This window comes from Caulobacter sp. Root343 (assembly GCF_001425745.1).
Classification (GTDB): Bacteria; Pseudomonadota; Alphaproteobacteria; order Caulobacterales; family Caulobacteraceae; genus Caulobacter.
Genome location: NZ_LMDF01000007.1, coordinates 420,008 through 435,006 on the forward strand (window position 1 = coordinate 420,008; position 14,999 = coordinate 435,006).

Genomic DNA, 14,999 nt, shown 5'->3' on the forward strand with positions numbered 1-14,999 from the left:
GCCGCCCATGACCGACGCCGCCGCCTCTCCCGAGCCTGTCACCGCCCTTTCGAAGGACGAGCTGAATCGGCTGACGGACCAGCTGATCGAGAAGCTGAAGACCGTCTACGACCCGGAAATCCCGGTCGACATCTACGAGCTGGGCCTGATCTACAAGGTCGACGTCAGCGACGACAAGGACGTGGCCATCGACATGACCCTGACCGCTCCCGGCTGCCCGGTGGCCGGGGAAATGCCGGGCTGGGTCCGCGACGCGGTCATGGAGATCCCGGAGCTGAAGTCCTGCACGGTCGACCTGGTGTTCGAGCCGCCGTGGGACGCCTCGCGCATGAGCGACGAGGCCAAGTTGCAACTGAACATGTTCTGATCGGTTCGAAAGCCATGGAAACCGCGATCACCGTCCGTCCCCGCCGTCCGCGTCCCAAAGTCGTCACCCTGACCGACGCCGCGGCCACGCGGGTGAAGGAGATCATGGACCGCGCCGACAAGCCCTATGCGGGCTTGCGCGTCGGCGTGAAGAACGGCGGCTGCGCGGGGTCGGAATATGTCTTCGAATATGCCGAGACCCAGGACCCGATCGACGAGGTGATCGAGGAAAAGGGCGTCCGGATTCTGATCGAACCCAAGGCCGTGCTGTTCCTGATCGGCGCCGAGATCGACTACGAGGTGACCAAGCTGTCCTCGAAGTTCGTGTTCCACAATCCCAACGAAACCGACGCCTGCGGCTGTGGCGAGAGCGTCACCATCCAGCCGGCGCCGGAGGCGCCAGAGACCGGCGACCACTAATGGACGCGGATCTCGACGATCTGTCGCGTGAAGCGCTGATCGATGAGGTTCGCAAGCTGCGCGCGGCGATCCGCGCGCACCGCGACAGCACGCTGCACGAGCTGTGCTGGCATCATCCCGACCTGTGGGCCCTGCTGCCCGAGAAGACCGATCCACAGCCCTCGGTGCCAGCGTGGCCGCAGTTCATGCGCGGCTGCGTCCGTTATCGCCAGTCGCTGGACGACCAACTGCCGGACGCGCCGCGCTCCGCCGCCGAATTCAAGGATTGACCTCCATGCTCGCCCGTACGCCTTCCTGCATCGAGTGCGGCCTCGCCTGGGGCGCGCCGGGCTTTCGTCATGAGGACGAGGCGCCGCTGTACTGGTCGGACACGGGCATCCTGTGCTCGGGCGGCTGCGCGCAGACCCACTTCGCCAAGCGCCGGGCTGAGGGCACCTTCGTGGCCGCGCCGGCGGAGTGTCCGGTCGAGGTTTAAAGTCCTTCTCCCTATGGGAGAAGGTTCACGGTGGCGGCCTTCGCCGAGGGTTCAGCCGCCACGTTCTTGCGGCCGTTCCACTCCACCAGAACCGAGGGTTTCACCGGCTCGCCGCGCGCATGGGCGATCAGTTCGTTGGTGCGGTTCTCGATCGTCGCTTCCAGCCTCTGCATGAACTCGGCCTTCTCCAGACCCAGCGGCAGGGGCGGCAGGAATTCGACGGTGGCGGTCCCGGGCGTCTTGGCCTTCTGGGTCTGCCGCCAGAAGCAGCCGAGGTTGGTGGCCACCGGCACGACCGGCAGGCCGAAGTCCTTGCTCATGTAGTAGACGCCGGTCCGGTAGCGAAACCGCTCGCCCGGCGCGGCCAGGTGGCCCTCGGGATAGATCAGGATCCGCCGGCCCTCGGCCGCGACCTGGGCGGCGCTTGCCGACAGGGCCTTGCGGGCCTCGGGGCCGCCGCAGCTGTCGACGACGATGGCCCCGAACTTCTTCAGGATCGCCCCGACCAGCGGGAACTTCTCGAGATGGTCGCCGGTCACGAAGCTGAGGTTCTCGACATTGGCGAACATCACGAAGCCGTCGCCCCAGCTGTGGTGCTTGGCGGCGATGATGAACGGGCCGGCGGGCAGGTTCTCCTGGCCTTTCAGCTCGACCTTCACGTCAGCGAAGAAGCCGAGCGCCCACAGCATCCGCTGGCTGTAGAGCCGCAGGGCGAAGGCCACCGGCTTGCGGCCCGGCAGCAGCGCCGATAGCGCCGCCGACAGGCCGTAGAAGATCGACAGGACCCAGTAGTAGGCGTTGAACAGCGCGCTGCGCATGGCTCTCTCCTTGTCGCGCGATGGGCGCCAAAACCGGCGGCCACTTTTGGCTGTCGCGCCTTGATCTCTCTATCGAGCGAAAAGCACGGCCTTAACGGCCGCGGTCATCAGGGAAGCGTGGACCGACAGGGCGTCGTCGCCCAGACGGCCATAGGCCTTGTTCTGGGCGGTCTGGGTGATCACCCCGATCGCCATGGCCGCCAGCACGCGCGGATCGCCGGGCGGCAGCTGCGTGACCAGCACGGCGCGCTTGATCAGGTCCTCGACCAGGGTGACGGGGTCGTGGCCGTCCTCCTGATAGTAGGGCAGGAAATGGTGCAGCTGCAGCAGGTGGAACGAGAACAGCAGCCAGTCCTCGTCGGCCACGGCGCAATAGGCGCGGACCAGCGCCTCGGCCTTGGCCTCGATGCCTTGGACCGCGCCGGCCTCGTCCTCGATCAGCTTGGAGAGCCGGCGGTGGCAGTCCATGAACAGGCCGACCGCCAGATCGTCCTTGCTCTTCCAGTGCCGGTAGATCGCACCTTCGGACACGCCGGCGCGGGCGGCGATGGTCTTGGTCGTGGTCGCGTCTACCCCGTCGACGACGAAGGCCTCGAGGGCGGCGCGTTCGATGCGGGGCTTGGCGCTCATGGGTGGAGCTTCGCATGGCGGCCGTGAAATGCAAGTGAGTGTTCACTTACATTTTTGTGATCGTTGATCTCGCGATTGACCCCGGCCGGCGGGGCGGCGACACACGGTCATGGTCCAGACGGTTCTGATCTATTCGATGGGCGAGGTGATCGGCGATGGCCTGATCAAGCTGCCCTTCATCGCTGGCCTGCGCGCCGCATTCCCCGACGCCCGCATCAGCTGGTGCGCGGCCAAGGGCGAGACGGTCTATGCCGGGCCGCTGAAGAGCGTGGTGGCTGGCTATGTCGACGAGGTGATCCTGGAGGGCGCGAACGGCGCGCGGCCGCTCGACAGCCTGCCGTGGTCGAAGCCGTTCGGCGGTCGCCGGTTCGATCTCGTGATCGACACCCAGGAGAACCTGCGCCGCAGCGGCGTCGCTCGCCGGGGCGCAACCGGCCGCTTCATCTCGGCCGCCCGCCACGCCCGCGACAAGGACTGGCCGATGGCCGTCACGGATCGTCTGGCGAGGCTGTTGTCGCTGGCGACGGACGGGCAGGGCGGCCCGCGTTCGCTGGTCCTGAACAATCCCGACGCCGTGAAGGCCGCCGAAGCCTTGCTGCCGACGGGGCCGACCTATGTGGGCCTGGCGCCCGGCGCCGGCGGCCAGGACAAGCGCTGGCCGTTGGAGAACTATCTGGAGCTGGCCCGCCGCGTCGTCGCCCGGGGCTGGACGCCGGTCTTCCTGTTCGGTCCGGACGAGGCCGAGGACGCCGCCGTCGCCGCGCGGGAGATCCCGCAAGCCCTGCAGCCCGAGCGCGGCCGGATCGACGGCTACGCCCATGTGAAGGGGCCGCTGCTGGTCATCGCTCTGGCCGGACGCATGGCGGCCGGTGTCGCCAACGACGCCGGCCCGGGCCACATGCTGGCTGCCGGCGGCGCGCCGCTGCTGTCGCTGCAGCAGGACCGCCGCAAGTCGGTGAAGTTCCGCCCCGCCGCCCAGCGGCTTGAGATGCTGGTCGCGGAGGACTACGGAAGCGGCATAGGCGCCCTGCCGGTCGACGCGGCCTGGGCCGCCCTGCAGACGCTGGTCACCGGAGCCGCCTGAATGTCCATCCTCGCGCCGATCTCGGCGGGCGAACTGGTCGACAAGATCACCATCCTGCGGGTCAAGGCTCAGCGCATCGGCGATCCGGCCAAGGAAGCCAATGTCCGCAAGGAGCTGGCCCTGCTGGAGGCCACGGCCCGGGAGCACTTGCCCGACAGCGCCGAGATCGTCCGCCTGACCGCCGAGCTGACCGAGGTCAACGCGGCCCTGTGGGACATCGAGGACGGCAAGCGCGACTGCGAGCGCCGCCAGGACTTCGGCGCCGACTTCGTCGCCTTGGCCCGGCGCGTTTACATCGACAACGACAAGCGCGCGGCGATCAAGCGCGCCATCAACGAAGCGGCGGGCTCGGAGATCATCGAGGAAAAGAGCTACAAGCCCTACCTCGCGGCATCAGAAGAGTGATGCAAGTCGTTAGCAACGCTCGGGAAATGATCGCCGGCATGACGCCGGATCTGAAGCTTGGCGAATACGTCTTCTGTGCGGCTGGCGACCGAGACTGGGCCGTGCTGAACCCGCTGGCCATGTTCCGCGAGGCCGAGGGTGTCAGCCTGATCCTGGAGCGTGGCGTGGCTGAAGCCGCCGGCTTTCCAGTCGTGGCGCCGATGGCCCTGATCACGCTCAACGTCTATTCGGCCCTGGACGGCGTCGGCCTGACCGCCGCCGTGGCGACTGCATTGGCGAACGGCGGGATCGCCTGCAACATGGTCGCGGCGCTGAACCATGATCATGTCTTCGTACCGGCGGATCGGGCGGACGAGGCCGTCGCGATCCTGCGAGCGCTCCAGGACGCCGCTAACGCCCCCTAAACTAGCGCCCCTTGAACGCCGCCGCGCGTTTCTGGAGGAAGGCGGTGACGCCCTCGATGAAGTCCTCGGTCTTGCCGGCGACCTTCTGGGCCTTGCGCTCGGCGTGCAACTGGCCGGTCCAGTCGCTGTCGAGGCTGTCCCAGACCAGCTTGCGGATCGTGCCCAGCGCCGCCGGTCCCTGGGCCAGCTGAACCGCCAGGGTGTGCGCGGTCGGGATCAGCTCGGCGTCCGGAACGCAGCGATTGACCAAGCCCCATTGCAGGGCGGTCGCGGCCGGGATCTTGTCGCCCAGCAGCATCATCTCCATGGCCCGCGCCTTGCCGATCAGGCGCGGCAGCAGGTAGGTGGAGCCACCGTCCGGAACCAGGCCGATGCGGCGGAAGGCCTGAAGGAAATAGGCGCTCTCGCCCGCCACGACGATGTCGCCCATCAGGGCGATCGAGCAGCCGATCCCCGCCGCCGGGCCGTTCACCGCCGTCACGATCGGCAGCGGGAAGTCGCGCAGCAGCGTCATCAGCGGATTGTAGGTGCTCTCCAGCGCCGAGCCAGCGTCGGGTTTTCCGTCGACGTCCAGCTCGCGCCCGGCCGCGCCGCCGCCCGATAGGTTGGCGCCCGAACAGAAGCCGCGGCCTTCGCCGGTCAGGATCACCGCGCGGGCCTCGACCTTGCCGGCGGCGATCGAAGCGAAGACGTGGATCAGCTCGCGGGCGATCTCCAGGCTGGCGGCGTTCAGCGTGGTCGGATCGGCGAGGGTGATGGTGGCGACGCCGTCCTGCGTGGCGAGTCGGATCTTCTGATAGTCCACGGCGACCTCCCTTGGTGTCGGGGAGAGTCTAGGCGCCTTTGCCCCTTGGGAAGGCTAGCGGAATCTTCAAAAGGAAAACGCCGCCGATCCTGCGACCGGCGGCGCCAAAGTGGGTAGTCCAGCTGAAGGGATCAGGCGGCGTTGGCCGCGCCCGGCATGGATTCCGCCGCGGTGACGCGATTGCGGCCGCTGCGCTTGGAGGCGTAGAGCGCCGCGTCGGCGCGTTCCATGACCGAGTGGCCGGTCTCGTTCGGGCGGCGTTCGGCGAAGCCCGACGAAATGGTGATGGCGCCCAGGTCCTCGTTGGTCGAGCGACGCTTGAGCATGCGCGAGGAGACCTCGACGCGGATTTCTTCCAGGGTGGTGGCGACGGCCGAGGCGGCTTCGCGCGGGAAGATCATCGCGAACTCCTCGCCGCCGTAGCGAGCGGCGAAGCGCGGCGGCGCGGCGACACGGCCGATCACCGAGGCGACGTAGCGGATGACCTGGTCGCCGGTCTGGTGACCCCAGGTGTCGTTGAAGCCCTTGAAATGATCGATATCGAGCACGGCCAGGCAGATGGTCGTGCCGCTGTCGTCGGCGTCGGAGCAGGCGCGGTCCAGCTCTTCGTCGAAGGCCTTGCGGTTGGCCAGGTTGGTCAGGCCGTCGGTGGTGGCGTCGCGGCGGACCTGTTCCAGGTGCTCGCGCAGGCGTTCGACCTCGGCGGTGGAGTCGGCCAGGCGCAGTTCCAGCGACTGGTTTTCCTTGTGCACGCGGCGGGTGGCTTCGGCCAGGTTGGTGACGACGGTCTTGATGGCGTCGACGTCGGTCGACTTGTCCAGGCTCTTGGTCGCGCCGGCCAGTTCCTTGCCGAAGGCGGCGTTCGACTTTTGGGCGTTCTGGATGGCCTTGGAGACGGCTTCTAGTTCCTTGGACAGGATGTCGCCGGCGTCGCGGATCTGTTCGTTGAGACGCGCCTTGGGCAGGTAGGTCGCGGCCAGTTCCTCGCTGACCAATTCGGTCATCGGTTCGCCGAGCGAGATCAGACGGGTCAGTTCGCGGGCCAGGGCGCCGTCGGGATCGGCCACATAGTGGGTCCACAGCTCGAAGTTCAGCGCGGTCGGCCACACCTGGTGGCGTTCCATCAGCTCCAGGGCGCGCGAGGCGATCTTGTAGGCCTCGGGTCCGCGCAGCGTGGTTTCGACGTCCGACATTTTTCTTCTTCCCCCATCGGCGTTTCCACTCGCGGAAACACCGATCGCCTGGAGCGGAACCTTAGACCCTAGAGTTCTTACGACCCGTTAAGAACGAACGGCGTTCGCTCAAGTGCGATCGCACGCTCGCCCATTATGGGCCCCGACGAGATGGGTTTGCGTTTTCGAACCTGCCGTAGGAAAGCGTGACAACGTCATGATTAGGGCGGAGAATTCGCCATCAGCGGGTCTTGAGGCTCCAAAGGACGAGGTCAGCAGCGCCAAAAAGCCGCGCCTGCCTTGGCGCCGCGCCGACGCTGAGCGCGCCGGCTCGGGCGCAACGCCGGATGACAAGGCGAGAAGGTCATGCTCCAAGCGGCGCATGACCGCGCCGCTTTCCCTGCGCCCCATCGTCGAAGCTCAGGACCTGCCGCCCATGATGGCGGCGGAACTGTGCGAGCGCTTCGCGCGCGGCGAGACTGGAGTCGCCTGGTCGCCTGAGCACGACGCCTCGGCCGCCGCGCCGCCGGGACGGCTGGGTGGTCCAGAGGCCGGCGCCTGGCCCCACGACATCGCCACGTCGCCGCCCGTCAATGTCCCGGCGCTGTGCGCGATCGGCGAGGCTTGGTGGTTCCCGCGCTTCGGCGGGCTGATCGGAACCGACGGCGCGCTCTACAACGCCACGATCGGCGAGGCGCGACATGGCTCGGGAGACCTGTCGGCGATCCCCGGTGTCCGCGACGGCGCGACACGGTTCACGCCGCCGGCCTCCGCGCCGGAGCTGGACAGCGGCGCGGTGTTTCTGCCCTGGGGGGCGACCTTCAACTACGGCCACTTCGTCATCGACGCCTTGCCGTCGCTGCTGGCGCTGGAGCAGGCCGGGCTGCTGGACGCGGCGCCAGCCCTGGCGCCGACGCTGACCGCCTGGCAACGCGACTTGATCGCCCTGGCTTTCCCCGGGCTTCGCCTACACGAGGTCGAGGCCCCCGTCGTCCGCCTCCGGCGCGCGACCTTCTCGACCAGCATGGACCATTTCCTGCACCACCCGAACGGCCTGTTGGCGGACGTGGCGGCGCGGGTCTTGGCGCGCGCGCCGGCCGGAAGCGGCGCGCGGCGGATCTATTTCTCGCGGCGCGGCCAGTCGATGCGGGTGATGGTGGACGAGGCGGCGTTCGAGCGCGCCCTGGCCGCGCGGGGCTTCACGATCGTGCGACCGGAAAAGCTCGGCGCGGCCGAGCAGGTCGCCTTGATGCGCGACGCCGAGGTCGTGGTCGGCGCCAGCGGCGCGGCCCTGGCCAATGCCGTCTTCCTGCCGCGCGGGGCCCGGGTCGTGGAGATCCAGCCGTTGAACTTCACCAGCCAATGGGTGCGCGCGGCCTCGCGCCAGGTCGGGGTCGACTGGCGCGGCTATGTCTGCGCCTCGCCCTGTCCGGCGCGGGAAGCGCCGCTGCTGGCCAGGTTCCGCCGAGGCTTCAAGTTCGCCTTCAGGCCGCCCCTGGACGACCTGTTGGCCTTCGTGGACGCGGCTCTATAGGACGCTCTTGCGGCCCGGCGCCCACGGATCCAGCGACTGCTGCTCCTCGCGACGGACCATGCCGTAGTAGCCGGCGACGAAGACCACGATGGCCGTGACCAGCCCGCCCCAGAAGCCGCCGGGGGTGGCGAACCACACGGTCAGGCCGCTGATCACGACGGCCAGATGCAGCATGGCCCAGCGCAACAGCACGGCGAAGGCGTGGTAGGTCTTTTCGTGCGCGACGAGAATGGCTTCCTTGTCGAGTTCGGGTTCGATGGCGGCCAAGTGGAGTCCTCCCATTCTTGTTGGGCGCGACCGGCCGGACTCCGGCGCGATCAAGCCGAAAACGTTCGGTAGGATAACAGTGTTCCGCAAGCGTGACCACGACGCCGCTTGGAGGCTCGCGCGAGGGCCCTGAAGTCGCGATCGGACGTCCAGACATGACGAAGGCGCTAAGCGTTTCCGCTCGGCGCCTCGCCGACATAGCGATGTTGCTTGTTCCTAGTCCTCGGCGGTCATCTTGCCGATGCCCGGGGTCGGACGAGCCAGAAACGCGGGGACGTCGTTGCCGAAGCCGACCACGCGGCGGTCGTCATCGTCGCGGTCACGGACCGGCTGGACGCCGCGCACCGGACGCTCGGGACGTTCGTTGCGTTCGGGACGCTCACCGCGCTCCGAACGTTCACCGCGCTCAGGGCGCTCACCACGCGCCGAACGCTCGGGGCGTTCCGAGCGCTCAGGACGTTCCGTCCGTTCGGCGCGGGCCGGACGCTCGGCGCGCTCGGCTTCGACCGCCGGGGCGGCTTCGGCGCGCGGCGCGCGGTCGCGCTCGCGGCGCGGCTTACGTTCGCGAGGCGGACGCGCTTCGGCGATAGCAGCTTCCGGCGCTTCGACGGCGACGGCTTCCACGACCTCCGCGGGCGCTTCGGCGGCGACGTCTTCCGAGCGGCCGCGGCTGCGCGGGGCGCGGGGCGGACGTTCGCCGCGTTCGGCGCCGCGTTCGCCACGGTCGCGATCACGGCCGCCGCGCTTGCGGTCGCGGTCGCCTTCGCGCTTGACGGTCACGGCGTTGGAGTAGTCCAGCTCGAGCTTCTCTTCGTCGGGCGTCGAGCCGATCAGCTTGACGACCTTGTCGAAGCCCTTGTCGTCGGCCGGGGTCACCAGCATGTAGGTGACGCCCGAGCGTCCGGCCCGGCCCGTGCGGCCGATGCGGTGGACATAGTCGTCGGCGTGGTGCGGAACGTCGTAGTTGAACACGTGGCTGACGGCCGGGATGTCCAGGCCGCGCGCGGCGACGTCCGAAGCCACCAGGATCTTCAGCGCGCCCGAGCGGAAGTCCGCCAGGGTCTTCATGCGCTGCGACTGGTCGAGGTCGCCATGGATGGCGGCGGCGTCGAAGCCGTGCGAGCGCAGCGACTTGGCGACGATGTCGACCTCGGTCTTGCGGTTGCAGAACACGATGCCGGTCTCGATCTGGGCCTTCTCGATCAGCGCCCGCAGCGCCAGGCGCTTGGCCTTGGGATCGGAGGAGGGCACCTTGACCAGCAGCTGGGTGATGTTCTCGTTGGTCGTCGCCGGACGCGCGGCCTCGATCCGGACCGGATCCTTGAGGAACTGCTTGGTCAGGCGGGTGATTTCCGGCGGCATGGTCGCCGAGAAGAACAGGGTCTGCTTCTTCGGCGGCGTCATCTTGAAGATGCGCTCGATGTCCGGGATGAAGCCCATGTCCAGCATGCGGTCGGCTTCGTCGACGACCAGGAACTGCACGCCGGTCATCAGCAGCTTGCCGCGTTCGAAGTGGTCGAGCAGGCGGCCGGGCGTGGCGATCAGCACGTCGACGCCGCGGTCCAGCTTCTTTTCCTGATCGCCGAACGAGACGCCGCCGATCAGCAGCGCCCACGAGAGCTTGGTGCCCTTGGCGTACTTCTCGAAGCTGGAGGCGACCTGGTCGGCCAGCTCGCGGGTCGGGGCGATGACCAGGGCGCGCGGCATGCGGGCCTTGGCGCGGCCCGACTGCAGCTTGTCGATCAGCGGAAGGGTGAAGGCGGCGGTTTTGCCGGTGCCCGTCTGGGCGATGCCAAGCACGTCCTGGCCCGCGAGGGCGACCGGAATGGCCTGGGCTTGAATGGGCGTAGCAGTGGTATAGCCGGTGTCGGCGACCGCCTGCAGGGTCGTGGGCGAGAGCCCGAGATCGGAGAATTCTGTCATTACACGCTGGTCTGATCGGAGCCGCCCGTGCTTGGGCGAGCGGGCGGCGCGGATTCGCCAGACCTGCTCCGAAGGTCGGGATAAATAGGCCGAAAGTCGGCAAAGTCAATCTCCACAAGGCGATAGGGGGCTCCGGAAGATGCGTGACGACGGCTGGGACAAGTCGGCCAAGGCCTGGATCGCCGACATGGGCGAGGCGGGCGACTACGGGCGTCAGTATGTGTTGGACGCGCCGATGACCGCGCGGCTGCGACTCCTGCCGCCGGGCTGGGTGCTGGACGTCGGCTGCGGGGAAGGGCGGTTCTGCCGGATCCTGCGCCGCGAGGGCTTCGATCCGGTCGGCCTGGACCCGACCGGGGCGTTGCTGGACGCGGCGCGGAGCCGCGATCCCGAGGGCGTCTATGTCGAGGGCCGGGCCGAGGCGTTGGACTTTCCCGACGCCAGCTTCGAGCTGGTGGTCAGCTGCCTGTCGCTGATCGACATCGAACCGGTCGAGGCGGCCATCGCCGAGATGGTTCGGGTGCTGAAGCCCGGCGGGACCCTGCTGGTCGCCAACCTGACCAGCTTCTCGACCGCCCGCGTCCACGACGGCTGGCAGCGCGGTTTGCTCGGCCAGAAGACCCATTTCGCCATCGACCGCTATCTGGAGCCGCGCGCCGAGCGGCAGAGCTGGCGCGGCATCGAGATCGTCAACTGGCACCGTCCGCTGAAGGACTACATGCAATGGTTCCTGGGCCAAGGCCTGGTCCTGACCCACTTCGACGAACCGGCGCCGACGGGCGGGCCGCCCGATCGAGGCGACAGTTACCGCCGCGCGCCCTGGTACGTGATCATGGAATGGCGCAAGCCGTCGTCTAGCGCCGGGGGAGTCTAGCATCAGGTCTGGGGCCGCTCTATATCGGGCCGCGTATGACCATCGACCACGACTCCCGCCTTCGGCGCCTTCGTTTCCGCGCCTGGCATCGCGGTTTCCGGGAAGCGGACCTGATTTTGGGTCCGTTCGCGGACATCCACGGCCCGAACCTCAGCCCAGAGCAGTTCGACACCCTGGAAATCCTGCTCGAACAGCCGGACCGCGAGATCTACGCCTGGATCGTTGGACAGGAGCCGACTCCTGACGCGTTCGAGACCGACGTCATGAGCATGATCCGCGCGTTCAGGTTCGAGGCCCACGCCTCGCGCCCCGTCGGCGACGGCGCCTAGAGACCCTAGCAAAGAGACTTCATGGCCTACGACGCCAAACAGATCGCCAAGGCCGCCGGCGGCTTGACCCTGGCCGGCGCGCCGGAAGGTTTCGACGCGCTGGTGATGGCCGACATCGCCCGCGCGCGCGGCGGCCTGACCGCCTTCGTGGCCCGCGACACCGCCCGGGCCGGCGCCTTCATCGACAGCCTGAAGTTCTTCGCGCCCGAGATCGAGGCAGTGCTGTTCCCCTCGTGGGACTGCCTGCCCTATGACCGCATCGGCCCGTCCTCGGGCGTCTCGGCCACGCGGATGTCGACCCTGGCGCGGCTGGCGCGCGGCCTGGGCGAGACCAAGCCCGCGCTGCTGGTCATCGCCGCGCCGGCCCTGCTGCAGCGCGTGCCGACCAAGGACGTGCTGCTGCGCGCCAGCTACAGCGCCAAGGTCGGCGCCGTGGTCGATATCAAGGACCTGGAGCGGTATTTCGCCGTCAACGGCTACACCCGCGCCTCCACCGTCTCCGAGCGCGGCGAGTTCGCGATCCGGGGCGGCGTCATCGACGTCTATCCGCCGGCCGCCGAGGAGCCGGTGCGCCTCGACCTGTTCGGCGACACCCTGGAGAGCATCCGCGCCTTCGACCCCGAGACCCAGCGCTCGACCCGGCAGTTGAAGGAGATCGACCTGCTGCCGGTCAGCGAGGCCCTGCTGGACGCCGAGGGGATCTCGCGCTTCCGCAAGGGCTATGTCGCCCAGTTCGGCGCGCCGGGTGACGATCCGCTGTACGCTACGGTCAGCGAGGGCGGCCGCCGAGCCGGGCTCGAGCACTGGCTGCCGTTGTTCTACGAGCGGATGGCGACCCTGTTCGACTACCTGCCGGCCGGCGCCCTGATCGGCGTCGACCACCAGGCCGCCGAGGCGCGCGACGAGCGCCTGGCCATGATCCTGGACGCCTATGAGGCCCGCTCGAACGCCGACCGCAAGTCGGCCTATCGGCCGCTGACGCCCGAGGCCCTCTACCTGACCGTCGCCGAGTGGGAGCGTGAGCTCTCCGATCGCACCCACCGCCTGTTCACGCCGTTCCAGCCCCAGGGGCTGGACGTCGTCGACATGGGCGCCAAGCTGGGTCGCGTCTTCGCCGCCGAACGGGCGCAGGACAGCGTCAACCTCTTCGAGGCCACCGCCGACCACGCCCGGAAACTGGCCGCCGACGGAAAGCGCGTGCTGTTTGCCTCGTGGTCCGACGGCTCGTCCGAGCGCCTGGGGACCATGCTGGCCGACCACGGCCTGAAGAAGATCCCGTTCGCCGCCTATTGGCAGGCGGCCAAGGCCAACGATCCGAAAGTTCCGCAGCGGGTCGTGCTGCCGCTGGATCACGGCTTCGAGACCGAAAGCCTGGCGGTCATCTCCGAGACCGATATCCTCGGCGACCGGCTGGCGCGGCCGCGCAAGAAGCGTCGCGCCGCCAACTTCCTGGCCGAGGCCAGCGCCCTGACGCCGGGTGACCTCGTCGTCCACATCGACCACGGCATCGGCCGCTACGAGGGCCTGAAGACCCTGGACGTCCAGGGCGCGCCGCACGACTGCCTGGACCTGCTCTACGGCGGCGAGGCCAAGCTCTACCTGCCCGTCGAGAACATCGACCTGCTGACCCGCTATGGGACCGACGCCGAGAACGTCCAGCTGGACAAGCTGGGCGGCGCGGCCTGGCAGGGGCGCAAGGCGAAAGCGAAAGAGCGTCTGCGGGTCATGGCCGAGGGCCTGATCCAGATCGCCGCCGCCCGCCAGCTCAAGCACGTCGAGGAAACCGACCCGCCGCACGGCGTGTTCGACGAGTTCTGCGCCCGCTTCCCCTACGAGGAGACGGACGACCAGCTCAGCGCCATCCACGACGTGCTGGAGGACCTGGCGTCCGGCAAGCCGATGGACCGCCTGATCTGCGGCGACGTCGGCTTCGGCAAGACCGAGGTCGCCCTGCGCGCGGCCTTCGTGGTGGCGATGAGCGGCAAGCAGGTGGCCATCGTCTGCCCGACCACCCTGCTGGCCCGTCAGCACTACAAGACCTTCAAGGACCGCTTCCAGGGCTGGCCGGTCAAGGTCACGCGCCTGTCGCGCCTCGTCACCGGCAGGGAGGCCGCCGAGACCCGCGAGGGCCTGGCCAACGGCCAGTTCGAGATCGTGGTCGGCACCCACGCCATCCTGTCCAAGCAGGTGTCGTTCAAGGACCTGGGCCTCGTGATCGTCGACGAGGAGCAGCACTTCGGGGTCAAGCACAAGGAGAAGCTGAAAGAGCTTCGCGCCGACGTGCACATGCTGACCCTGACCGCGACGCCGATCCCGCGCACCCTGCAGATGGCGCTCAGCGGCATCCGCGAGATGTCGATCATCGCCACCCCGCCGGTCGATCGTCTGGCGGTGCGGACCTATATCAGCCCGTTCGACCCGGTGACCCTGCGCGAGGCCCTGCTGCGCGAGAAGTATCGCGGTGGTCAGTCCTACTACGTGGTGCCGCGCATCAAGGACCTGGAGGACATCGAGAAGTTCCTCCGCACCCAGGTGCCCGAGGTGAAATACGTCGTCGGCCACGGCCAGATGGCGGCCACCCAGCTGGAAGACGTGATGACGGCCTTCTACGAGGGCCAGTACGACGTGCTTCTTGCGACCACGATCGTGGAAAGTGGGCTCGATATCCCGTCGGCCAACACCCTGATCGTCCACCGCGCCGACATGTTCGGCCTGGCCCAGCTCTATCAGATCCGCGGCCGTGTTGGCCGGTCGAAGGCCCGCGCCTACGCCTATCTGACCACGCCGGTCGAGAAGTCGCTGACCCTGTCAGCCGAAAAGCGCCTGCAGGTGCTGCAGTCGCTGGACAGCCTGGGGGCCGGCTTCCAGCTGGCCAGCCACGACCTGGACCAGCGCGGCGGCGGCAACCTGCTGGGCGACGAGCAGAGCGGCCACATCAAGGAGATCGGGGTCGAGCTGTACCAGCAGATGCTGGAGGACGCCGTCGCCGAGCTGCGCCAGCGGCAAGGGCAGGAGGCGTTGCTGGAGGACCGGGGCTGGTCGCCGCAGATCAACACCGGCGCGGCCGTGATGATCCCGGACGAATACGTGCCGGACCTGAACGTGCGCCTGTCGCTCTATCGCCGCCTGTCCGACGCCGAGAAGGCCGCCGACCGCGAGGCCCTGGCGGCCGAGATGATCGACCGCTTCGGCCCGCTGCCGCCCGAGACCGACTCGCTGCTCAAGGTCGTGGCCATCAAGGGCCTGTGCCGCGAGGCCAATGTGGCCAAGATCGACGTGGGGCCCAAGGGGGCCGTGGCTAGCTTCCGAGGCGACAGCTACGCCAACCCGATGGGCCTGATGCAGCACGTGGCCAAGAACAACCTGATCTGGAAGGTTCGCCCCGACCAGAAAGTGGTCGTGAAGGGCGAATGGGACACCCCGGCCCAGCGGCTGGATGCGGCGGAGAAGATCCTGACCGTGCTGGCCAAGCTGGCGAAAGGATAGGCGCGCC

17 protein-coding genes are annotated in these 14,999 nt (G+C 68.4%); 11 read left to right on the top strand and 6 right to left on the bottom strand.

The window, feature by feature from the left end:
• Nucleotides 1–7 precede the first annotated feature (7 nt).
• Genes ASC70_RS14680 through ASC70_RS14695 form a run of 4 tightly spaced genes read left to right on the top strand, consistent with a single transcriptional unit; the run spans nt 8 to nt 1,261 of the window.
• Complete coding sequence (locus tag ASC70_RS14680; protein WP_047405751.1) at nt 8–367, top strand: SUF system Fe-S cluster assembly protein; 360 nt, start codon at nt 8–10, stop codon at nt 365–367.
• Between the two features lie 14 nt (nt 368–381).
• Nucleotides 382–786: an iron-sulfur cluster assembly accessory protein gene (locus tag ASC70_RS14685; RefSeq protein WP_056051282.1), complete on the top strand. Its 405-nt coding sequence runs from the start codon at nt 382–384 to the stop codon at nt 784–786.
• The gene (locus tag ASC70_RS14690; RefSeq protein ID WP_056051284.1) at nt 786–1,055 is read left to right on the top strand and encodes a hypothetical protein; all 270 of its coding nucleotides are present in this window, start codon (nt 786–788) and stop codon (nt 1,053–1,055) included. The genes ASC70_RS14685 and ASC70_RS14690 overlap by 1 nt, the downstream gene beginning before the upstream one ends.
• Before the next feature lie 5 nt (nt 1,056–1,060).
• On the top strand, nt 1,061–1,261 hold the full coding sequence (locus ASC70_RS14695; protein WP_056051286.1) for a hypothetical protein: 201 nt from the start codon (nt 1,061–1,063) through the stop codon (nt 1,259–1,261).
• Between the two features lie 11 nt (nt 1,262–1,272).
• On the opposite strand, the gene ASC70_RS14700 is transcribed toward ASC70_RS14695, so the two are convergent.
• Together ASC70_RS14700 and ASC70_RS14705 are read right to left on the bottom strand one after the other, a co-directional pair.
• Nucleotides 1,273–2,079 (bottom strand): 1-acyl-sn-glycerol-3-phosphate acyltransferase, encoded by an 807-nt coding sequence (locus ASC70_RS14700; protein ID WP_056051288.1) that lies wholly within the window; start codon nt 2,077–2,079, stop codon nt 1,273–1,275.
• A 69-nt stretch (nt 2,080–2,148) separates the two neighbouring features.
• A complete protein-coding gene (locus ASC70_RS14705; RefSeq protein WP_056051290.1) occupies nt 2,149–2,709 on the bottom strand; it encodes a TetR/AcrR family transcriptional regulator in 561 nt (186 codons plus the stop codon).
• 109 nt (nt 2,710–2,818) lie between these two features.
• Here ASC70_RS14705 and ASC70_RS14710 point away from each other — a divergent pair, with 109 nt between their 5' ends.
• The 3 genes from ASC70_RS14710 to ASC70_RS14720 are packed head-to-tail and all read left to right on the top strand — an operon-like array spanning nt 2,819 to nt 4,602.
• The gene (locus ASC70_RS14710; protein WP_056051291.1) at nt 2,819–3,793 is read left to right on the top strand and encodes a glycosyltransferase family 9 protein; all 975 of its coding nucleotides are present in this window, start codon (nt 2,819–2,821) and stop codon (nt 3,791–3,793) included.
• Nucleotides 3,794–4,198 carry a DUF6165 family protein gene (locus tag ASC70_RS14715; protein WP_056051292.1) on the top strand — a complete coding sequence of 135 codons (405 nt, stop codon included), beginning with the start codon at nt 3,794–3,796 and terminating at the stop codon, nt 4,196–4,198.
• On the top strand, nt 4,195–4,602 hold the full coding sequence (locus ASC70_RS14720) for an ACT domain-containing protein (RefSeq protein WP_156396221.1): 408 nt from the start codon (nt 4,195–4,197) through the stop codon (nt 4,600–4,602). The genes ASC70_RS14715 and ASC70_RS14720 overlap by 4 nt, the downstream gene beginning before the upstream one ends.
• Before the next feature lies 1 nt (nt 4,603).
• Here the strand turns inward: ASC70_RS14720 and ASC70_RS14725 are convergent, their stop codons facing one another.
• A complete protein-coding gene (locus ASC70_RS14725) occupies nt 4,604–5,407 on the bottom strand; it encodes an enoyl-CoA hydratase/isomerase (protein WP_056051295.1) in 804 nt (267 codons plus the stop codon).
• Nucleotides 5,408–5,538: 131 nt separating this feature from the next.
• Nucleotides 5,539–6,600: a GGDEF domain-containing protein gene (locus ASC70_RS14730; protein WP_047405732.1), complete on the bottom strand. Its 1,062-nt coding sequence runs from the start codon at nt 6,598–6,600 to the stop codon at nt 5,539–5,541.
• A 361-nt stretch (nt 6,601–6,961) separates the two neighbouring features.
• On the opposite strand from ASC70_RS14730, the gene ASC70_RS14735 reads away from it, so the two are divergent.
• Nucleotides 6,962–8,113 (top strand): DUF563 domain-containing protein, encoded by a 1,152-nt coding sequence (locus tag ASC70_RS14735; protein ID WP_056051296.1) that lies wholly within the window; start codon nt 6,962–6,964, stop codon nt 8,111–8,113.
• Here ASC70_RS14735 and ASC70_RS14740 read toward each other — a convergent pair.
• Nucleotides 8,108–8,380 carry a hypothetical protein gene (locus ASC70_RS14740; RefSeq protein WP_052196686.1) on the bottom strand — a complete coding sequence of 91 codons (273 nt, stop codon included), beginning with the start codon at nt 8,378–8,380 and terminating at the stop codon, nt 8,108–8,110. The two genes, ASC70_RS14735 and ASC70_RS14740, sit on opposite strands and share 6 nt — an antisense overlap.
• Nucleotides 8,381–8,596: 216 nt before the next feature.
• A complete protein-coding gene (locus ASC70_RS14745) occupies nt 8,597–10,303 on the bottom strand; it encodes a DEAD/DEAH box helicase (protein ID WP_056051298.1) in 1,707 nt (568 codons plus the stop codon).
• 139 nt (nt 10,304–10,442) lie between these two features.
• Here ASC70_RS14745 and ASC70_RS14750 point away from each other — a divergent pair, with 139 nt between their 5' ends.
• Genes ASC70_RS14750 through mfd form a run of 3 tightly spaced genes read left to right on the top strand, consistent with a single transcriptional unit; the run spans nt 10,443 to nt 14,992 of the window.
• Nucleotides 10,443–11,177: a class I SAM-dependent methyltransferase gene (locus ASC70_RS14750; RefSeq protein WP_056051301.1), complete on the top strand. Its 735-nt coding sequence runs from the start codon at nt 10,443–10,445 to the stop codon at nt 11,175–11,177.
• Between the two features lie 35 nt (nt 11,178–11,212).
• Nucleotides 11,213–11,506 (top strand): succinate dehydrogenase assembly factor 2, encoded by a 294-nt coding sequence (locus ASC70_RS14755; protein WP_056051303.1) that lies wholly within the window; start codon nt 11,213–11,215, stop codon nt 11,504–11,506.
• 21 nt (nt 11,507–11,527) lie between these two features.
• Nucleotides 11,528–14,992, top strand: coding sequence for a transcription-repair coupling factor (gene mfd / locus ASC70_RS14760; RefSeq protein ID WP_056051305.1), 3,465 nt, complete (start codon nt 11,528–11,530; stop codon nt 14,990–14,992).
• Nucleotides 14,993–14,999: the final 7 nt, after the last annotated feature.

Coding starts and splice junctions, on each gene's coding strand:
- ASC70_RS14710 (WP_056051291.1), top strand. CDS start 2,819: ATGGTCCAGACGGTTCTGATCTATTCGATGGGCGAGGTGATCGGCGAT.
- ASC70_RS14705 (WP_056051290.1), bottom strand. CDS start 2,709: ATGAGCGCCAAGCCCCGCATCGAACGCGCCGCCCTCGAGGCCTTCGTC.
- ASC70_RS14715 (WP_056051292.1), top strand. CDS start 3,794: ATGTCCATCCTCGCGCCGATCTCGGCGGGCGAACTGGTCGACAAGATC.
- ASC70_RS14735 (WP_056051296.1), top strand. CDS start 6,962: ATGACCGCGCCGCTTTCCCTGCGCCCCATCGTCGAAGCTCAGGACCTG.
- ASC70_RS14680 (WP_047405751.1), top strand. CDS start 8: ATGACCGACGCCGCCGCCTCTCCCGAGCCTGTCACCGCCCTTTCGAAG.
- ASC70_RS14750 (WP_056051301.1), top strand. CDS start 10,443: ATGCGTGACGACGGCTGGGACAAGTCGGCCAAGGCCTGGATCGCCGAC.
- ASC70_RS14730 (WP_047405732.1), bottom strand. CDS start 6,600: ATGTCGGACGTCGAAACCACGCTGCGCGGACCCGAGGCCTACAAGATC.
- ASC70_RS14695 (WP_056051286.1), top strand. CDS start 1,061: ATGCTCGCCCGTACGCCTTCCTGCATCGAGTGCGGCCTCGCCTGGGGC.
- ASC70_RS14745 (WP_056051298.1), bottom strand. CDS start 10,303: ATGACAGAATTCTCCGATCTCGGGCTCTCGCCCACGACCCTGCAGGCG.
- ASC70_RS14755 (WP_056051303.1), top strand. CDS start 11,213: ATGACCATCGACCACGACTCCCGCCTTCGGCGCCTTCGTTTCCGCGCC.
- ASC70_RS14685 (WP_056051282.1), top strand. CDS start 382: ATGGAAACCGCGATCACCGTCCGTCCCCGCCGTCCGCGTCCCAAAGTC.
- mfd (WP_056051305.1), top strand. CDS start 11,528: ATGGCCTACGACGCCAAACAGATCGCCAAGGCCGCCGGCGGCTTGACC.
- ASC70_RS14690 (WP_056051284.1), top strand. CDS start 786: ATGGACGCGGATCTCGACGATCTGTCGCGTGAAGCGCTGATCGATGAG.
- ASC70_RS14700 (WP_056051288.1), bottom strand. CDS start 2,079: ATGCGCAGCGCGCTGTTCAACGCCTACTACTGGGTCCTGTCGATCTTC.